We start from the raw sequence: 5,707 nt of genomic DNA on the forward strand, positions 1-5,707 counted from the left end.
GGCTGGGCCTGCTGGCGATCCTCTACCTGTCCGTGGCGACCGGGCTCTTCCCCGCCTCCGGCTTCGTGCCGATTCTGGAGGACCCCGTGGACAACCTGCACCACATCGTCCTGCCGGCCGTGATCCTCGGCACCGGCCTGGCCGCCATCATCATGCGGCAGACCCGGTCGGCGATGCTCGACTCGCTCTCCTCCGACTACGTACGCACGGCCAAGGCGAAGGGCCTGCGACCTCGCGCCGTCATCACCCGGCACGCCCTGCGGAACAGCCTCATCGTGGTGGTGACAGTCGTGGGTCTCCAACTCGGCGGGCTGATCTCGGGCGCGGTCGTCACCGAACAGATCTTCGGGCTGCCGGGCTTCGGCAAGATGACCATCGACGCGGTGTTCCAACGGGACTACCCGGTGATCCAGGCCGTCGTCCTGCTCACCGCGGCGGCCTACATCGTGATCAACTTTTTCGTGGACCTGCTCTACTCGGTCATCGATCCACGCATCCGGGTGACGGGAGATCCGGCATGACCGTCCTCACCGTACCGATCGCGGAGACCGGCACCGTCAGCATCACCCGGCGTACGCGGGTGCTGCGGCGGCTGCGGCGCAACCCGCTCGCCGTGGTGAGCTTCGTCGTGCTCGCGCTGGCGGGCGTCATCGCGCTGCTCTCGCCCTGGCTCGCGCCCTACTCGGTCGACCAGACCGACTTCGCCCGTACGTTCGCGCCTCCCGGCACCGCCGGGCACCTGCTGGGCACCGACGACCTGGGTCGGGACGTCCTCTCCCGCATCATGCTCGGTGCGCGGGCGTCGTTGCAGGTCGGGCTCCTGGCGGTGGCCACGTCGCTGGTCATCGGGGTGCCGCTCGGGCTCGCCGCCGGCTACTTTCGGGCCTGGGACGCGGTCATCTCGCGCTTCACCGACCTGCTGCTGGCGTTCCCGTTTCTGATCATGGCGGTGGGGTTGGCGGCCATCCGGGGCGCCAGCCTCGGCAACGCGGCGGTGGCCATCGGCATCGCTCAGATCCCCGGCGTGATCCGGGTCGTCCGCTCGGACACGCTGCGCCTCAAGTCGCTGGACTTCGTCGCGGCGGCCGTCGTGGACGGCGCGAGCGACCTGTGGGTGCTGGCCCGGCACATCCTGCCGAACGCGACCTCGGTGATCCTGGTGCAGGCCACCGTCGCCATCCCGGCCGCGATCCTCGGCGAGGCGGTGCTGTCCTTCCTCGGTCTCGGCATCCAACCCCCGGCGCCCAGCCTCGGCACCATGCTCGCCACCGCCCAGCAGTTCGCCGCCCGCGCACCGTGGGCCGCCGTCTTCCCCGGCGTGGTGATCATGGGTCTGGCGCTGGCGTTCAACGTCTTCGGTGACGCCCTGCGCGACGCCCTCGACCCGAAGGGAGACCGGCGATGACCACCGCCCCCGCGCCCGTGCTGGAGATCCGCGACCTGTCGGTGTCGTTCCCGACCGAGACCGGCACCGTCTCGGCGGTCGACGGGGTCAGCCTGGACCTCGCAGCCGGGGAGATCGTCGGGATGGTGGGCGAGTCGGGGTGCGGAAAGAGCGTCACCGCGATGAGCCTCGCCGGGCTGCTCCCGGGCAGCGCCCGGGTCACCGGGTCGGTGCGCCTGGACGGCACCCAGCTGGTCGGCGCCCGCGAGTCCGCCCTGCGTCGGGTCCGTGGCCGGGAGATCGCCTACATCTTCCAGGAACCGATGACGTCGTTGAACCCGGTGCTCACCGTGGGGCGGCAGATCGGGGAGGTGCTCCAGGTCCACGAGCGGATGTCCCGACGGGCGGCGCGGGCCCGCGCCGTCGAGCTGTTGACGCTCGTCGGTATCCCGTCCGCCGCCCAGCGGGTCGACAGCTACCCGCACCAACTCTCCGGCGGCATGCGGCAGCGCGTGATGATCGCGATGGCGGTGGCCTGCGGCCCGAAGGTGCTGGTGGCCGACGAGCCGACCACAGCGCTGGACGTCACCGTCCAGGCCGGCATCCTCCAGGTGCTGCGGGACCTGCGCGACCGGCTCGGCACGAGCGTCCTCATCATCACCCACGACCTCGGCGTGATCGCCGACATCGCGGACCGCGTCGTCGTCATGTACGCGGGCCGGGTGGTGGAACGGGCGTCGGTGGACGACCTGTTCGCCCACCCCCGGCACCGGTACACGGCCGGGCTCCTGTCGGCGTCACCGCAGCCGGGCCGGCACGCCGGCACCGACCGGTTGACCGAGATCCCCGGGCTGGTGCCCGTGCTGGCCAGCCAACCCGACGCCTGCACCTTCGCGGATCGCTGCCCGGCCGCCGACGAGCGGTGCCGGGCGGCAGCCCCGCCGTTGGAGGATGTCGGTGACACCGACCATGTCGCGGCCTGCTGGCACCCCTGCGAGATGGCCCCTCAGGAGGCGAACCGATGACGCCGCAGCCGAACGCCCTGGAGATAGCGGACCTGGTGATGCACTTCGGCCCGGTGCGTGCCGTGGACGGGGTGTCCCTGACCATCCCGCGGGGCCGGGTCACGGCCCTGGTGGGGGAGAGCGGCTCCGGAAAGTCGACAGTGGGCCGATGCGTGGTGCGGCTCGTCGAACCGACAGCGGGAACGGTCCGGATCGCGGGCACCGACGTCACCCACCTGTCCCGACGGAGACTGCGTCCCCATCGCGGCGCGGTGTCGATCGTCTTCCAGGACCCGGCCGCGTCACTGGACCCGCGCATGCTGGTGGGCGAGATCGTGGCCGAACCGCTGCGGCTGGCCGGCAAGCGGATCTCGCGGCGCGACCGGGACGCCCGCGTCGCCCCCCAACTCGAACGGGTGGGCCTGCGCGCCGAGGTGGCCCGTCGCTATCCCCACGAACTGTCCGGCGGGCAACGCCAACGGGTCAGCATCGCGCGGGCCCTGATCTCCGAGCCCATGCTGCTCATCGCGGACGAACCCACCAGCGCGCTCGACGTGTCAGTGCAGGCGTCGGTGCTCAACCTCCTCGCCGACCTGCAACGCGACATCGGGTTCGCCTGCCTCTTCATCACCCACGACCTCTCCGCTGTGGAATACCTGGCCGACGACATCGCTGTCATGTACCTGGGTCAACTCGTCGAGACCGGCAGCCGCGAGCGGATCTTCGCCCGGCCCGCACACCCGTACACGCAGGCGTTGCTCTCCGCCGCGCCGGTGGCCGACCCGGTGCGTCAGCGCCACCGTCAGCCGGTGCTGCTCGGCGACGACCTGCCGTCCGCGCTCGACCCGCCGTCCGGCTGCCGGTTCCGGACCCGGTGCCCGCTCGCCTTCGACAGGTGCGCGACGGAGGTGCCGGCGCAGACCGCCATCGGCGACGGGATGGCCGCCTGCCACCTGGTCCGGCCGGACGGCACCGGTCCCGACGTTCGTACCGCAGATCCCAGTGAGGTGCTGTCATGACGTTCACCACCCGACCCACGTTGCAGGGCACCTTCGGCATGGTGTCCTCCACCCACTGGCTCGCCAGCCAGTCGGCGATGGGCATCCTGGAACGCGGGGGCAACGCCTTCGACGCGGCGGTCACCGCCGGGTTCGTCCTGCACGTGGTCGAGCCGCACCTGAACGGGCCGGGCGGCGAGGTGCCGGCCATCGTGGCTACCGCACGGGACCCCCGACCGAAGGTGCTGTGCGGGCAGGGGCCAGCCCCGGCCGGCGCCACCATCGCGCACTTCCGGTCCCTCGGCATGGATCTCATCCCGGGTGCCGGGCCGCTGGCGGCGGCAGTACCCGGTGCGGTGGACGCCTGGCTCCTGCTGCTGCGCGAGCACGGCACGCTCACCCTCGCCGAGGTGCTGGAGCCGGCGATCGGCTACGCCGGCGCCGGGCACCCGCTGGTGGGCCGGGTCGGTGACACGGTGGCCGCCGTCCGGTCGTTGTTCGAGGAACACTGGCCCACCTCCGCCGCGCTCTGGCTGCGCGGCGGCCGACCGCCCGCCGCGGGGGAGTTGATCACCAACCCGGCGTACGCGGACACCCTGCGCCGACTCGTCGAGGCGGGACGGGCGGCCGGTGCCGACCGGGAGGCCCAGATCGAGGCCGCCCGCCGGGCCTGGAGCACGGGTTTCGTCGCCGAGGCGATCGACGCGTTCAGCCGGCGACCGTTCCAGGACTCCAGCGGACGCCCGCACGCCGGGCTGGTCACCGGTGACGACCTGGCCGCGTACTCGGCGAGCTGGGAGCCGCCCGCCACCCTCGACTGGCAGGGCTACTCGGTGGCGAAAACCGGCTTCTGGGGCCAGGGCCCGGTGCTGCTGGAGTCGCTGGCCACCCTTGACGCGCTCGACGACCCGGGCGCGTACGACTCGGCGACCGCCGCGGGTGTGCACGCCCAGGTCGAGGCGCTCAAGCTCGCCTTCGCCGACCGGGAGGCCTGGTACGGCGACGGGGCCGACGTGCCCGCCAAGGCATTGCTCTCACCGCAGTACGCGCGGGAGCGGGCCGCCCTGATCGGCGATCGCGCGTCGGCGGAGTTGCGGCCGGGCCGCCCGGACGGGGCGCAGCCGCGCCTGCCCGTCCACGTCCGACCGGGTGCCGCTCGACCTGCCGGGCCGACCGATGCCACAACGGGAGAGCCGACAGTGCAGTCGGACGGGGTGACCCGGGGCGACACCTGTCACGTGGACGTGGTCGACAGGTGGGGCAACATGATCTCCGCTACCCCCAGTGGCGGCTGGTTGCAGAGTTCGCCGACGATTCCGGAGCTGGGCTTTCCGCTGGGCAGCAGGTTGCAGATGTTCTGGCTGGAGGAGGGGCTCGCCTCCTCGCTGGCGCCGGGCCGCCGCCCGCGTACGACGTTGAGCCCGACGATGGTGCACCGCGACGGTGAGCCGGTGCTGGCCTGCGGCACCCCCGGTGGCGACCAGCAGGACCAGTGGCAGTTGCCGTTCCTGCTGCGGCACCTCGTCGCTGGGCAGAGCCTTCAGGAGGCCATCGACGCGCCGGCGTGGCACACGGTCAGCCTGCCCGGCTCGTTCTATCCCCGCGACATGGAGCCCGGTGTCCTGGTGGTGGAGGACCGGCTCGACGAGGGTGTGCTGGCGGCGCTGCGGGCGTACGGGCACGAGGTGCGGGTCACCGACGGGTGGAGCCTCGGTCGGCTCTGCGCGGTGACCCGTGACCCGGCGACGGGAGTGCTGGCGGCCGGTGCGAACCCGCGGGGGATGCAGGGCTACGCGTGCGGCCGGTAGCGGGCGCCGCAGCCGCGTGCCCGTCAGCGGGCGCCGTAGCCGCCTTCGGCGTTCTCGTACGCGGCGGCGGATGCCGCTTCGAGGTGGTCGAGCGCGGCCCGCTCGGCGCGGTCACCGTCGCCCGACTCGATGGCGTCGACGAGTTGGATGTGCTCGGCCCACGAGTGTGGCGCGCGTTCGGCCGCTCCGAGCCGGAAGACCCACTGGACATGGAGGTAGAGCGACTTGGCGATCGACGACAGCCAGGGGTTTCCGCTGATCTGGAGGATGCGCAGGTGCAGCGTGCTGTTCAGCTCGGCGACCCGGGCCAGGTCGTGGCGCTGGGTCGCCTCGCGGCCCTGGTCGAGCAGGGCGCGCAGGGACGCCACGTCGGCCGCGGTGGCCCGCTCGGCGGCCAGCCGGGCGGCCAGCGCCTCCAGTCGCTCGCGCACGGCGAACATGTCGGTGATGGTCCCGCTGCTCGGTGAGGCGACGACCGCTCCCCGGCGGGGGAGGATCACGACGAATCCCTCC

At 72.5% G+C, this 5,707-nt stretch carries 6 protein-coding genes; 5 read left to right on the forward strand and 1 reads right to left on the reverse strand.

The window, feature by feature from the left end; all coding sequences use genetic code 11:
• The 5 genes from AB0B48_RS31515 to AB0B48_RS31535 form a co-directional block, all read left to right on the forward strand.
• On the forward strand, positions 1-521 hold a 521-nt coding region (locus AB0B48_RS31515; protein WP_357207968.1), incomplete at its 5' end, for an ABC transporter permease.
• A complete protein-coding gene (locus tag AB0B48_RS31520) occupies positions 518-1,405 on the forward strand; it encodes an ABC transporter permease (RefSeq protein WP_357207970.1) in 888 nt (295 codons plus the stop codon). The genes AB0B48_RS31515 and AB0B48_RS31520, both read left to right, overlap by 4 nt.
• Positions 1,402-2,409: an ABC transporter ATP-binding protein gene (locus AB0B48_RS31525; protein WP_355006522.1), complete on the forward strand. Its 1,008-nt coding sequence runs from the start codon at positions 1,402-1,404 to the stop codon at positions 2,407-2,409. The genes AB0B48_RS31520 and AB0B48_RS31525 overlap by 4 nt, the downstream gene beginning before the upstream one ends.
• A complete protein-coding gene (locus AB0B48_RS31530) occupies positions 2,406-3,407 on the forward strand; it encodes an oligopeptide/dipeptide ABC transporter ATP-binding protein (protein ID WP_112678145.1) in 1,002 nt (333 codons plus the stop codon). The genes AB0B48_RS31525 and AB0B48_RS31530 overlap by 4 nt, the downstream gene beginning before the upstream one ends.
• Positions 3,404-5,194, forward strand: a complete 1,791-nt coding sequence (locus AB0B48_RS31535) for a gamma-glutamyltransferase family protein (protein ID WP_357207973.1) — start codon at positions 3,404-3,406, stop codon at positions 5,192-5,194. Before AB0B48_RS31530 ends, AB0B48_RS31535 begins: the two co-directional genes overlap by 4 nt.
• A 23-nt stretch (positions 5,195-5,217) precedes the next feature.
• On the opposite strand, the gene AB0B48_RS31540 is transcribed toward AB0B48_RS31535, so the two are convergent.
• On the reverse strand, positions 5,218-5,707 hold a 490-nt coding region (locus AB0B48_RS31540), incomplete at its 5' end, for a GntR family transcriptional regulator (RefSeq protein ID WP_357207975.1).

The organism is Micromonospora sp. NPDC049089 (assembly GCF_040648775.1).
Lineage (GTDB): Bacteria > Actinomycetota > Actinomycetes > Mycobacteriales > Micromonosporaceae > Micromonospora.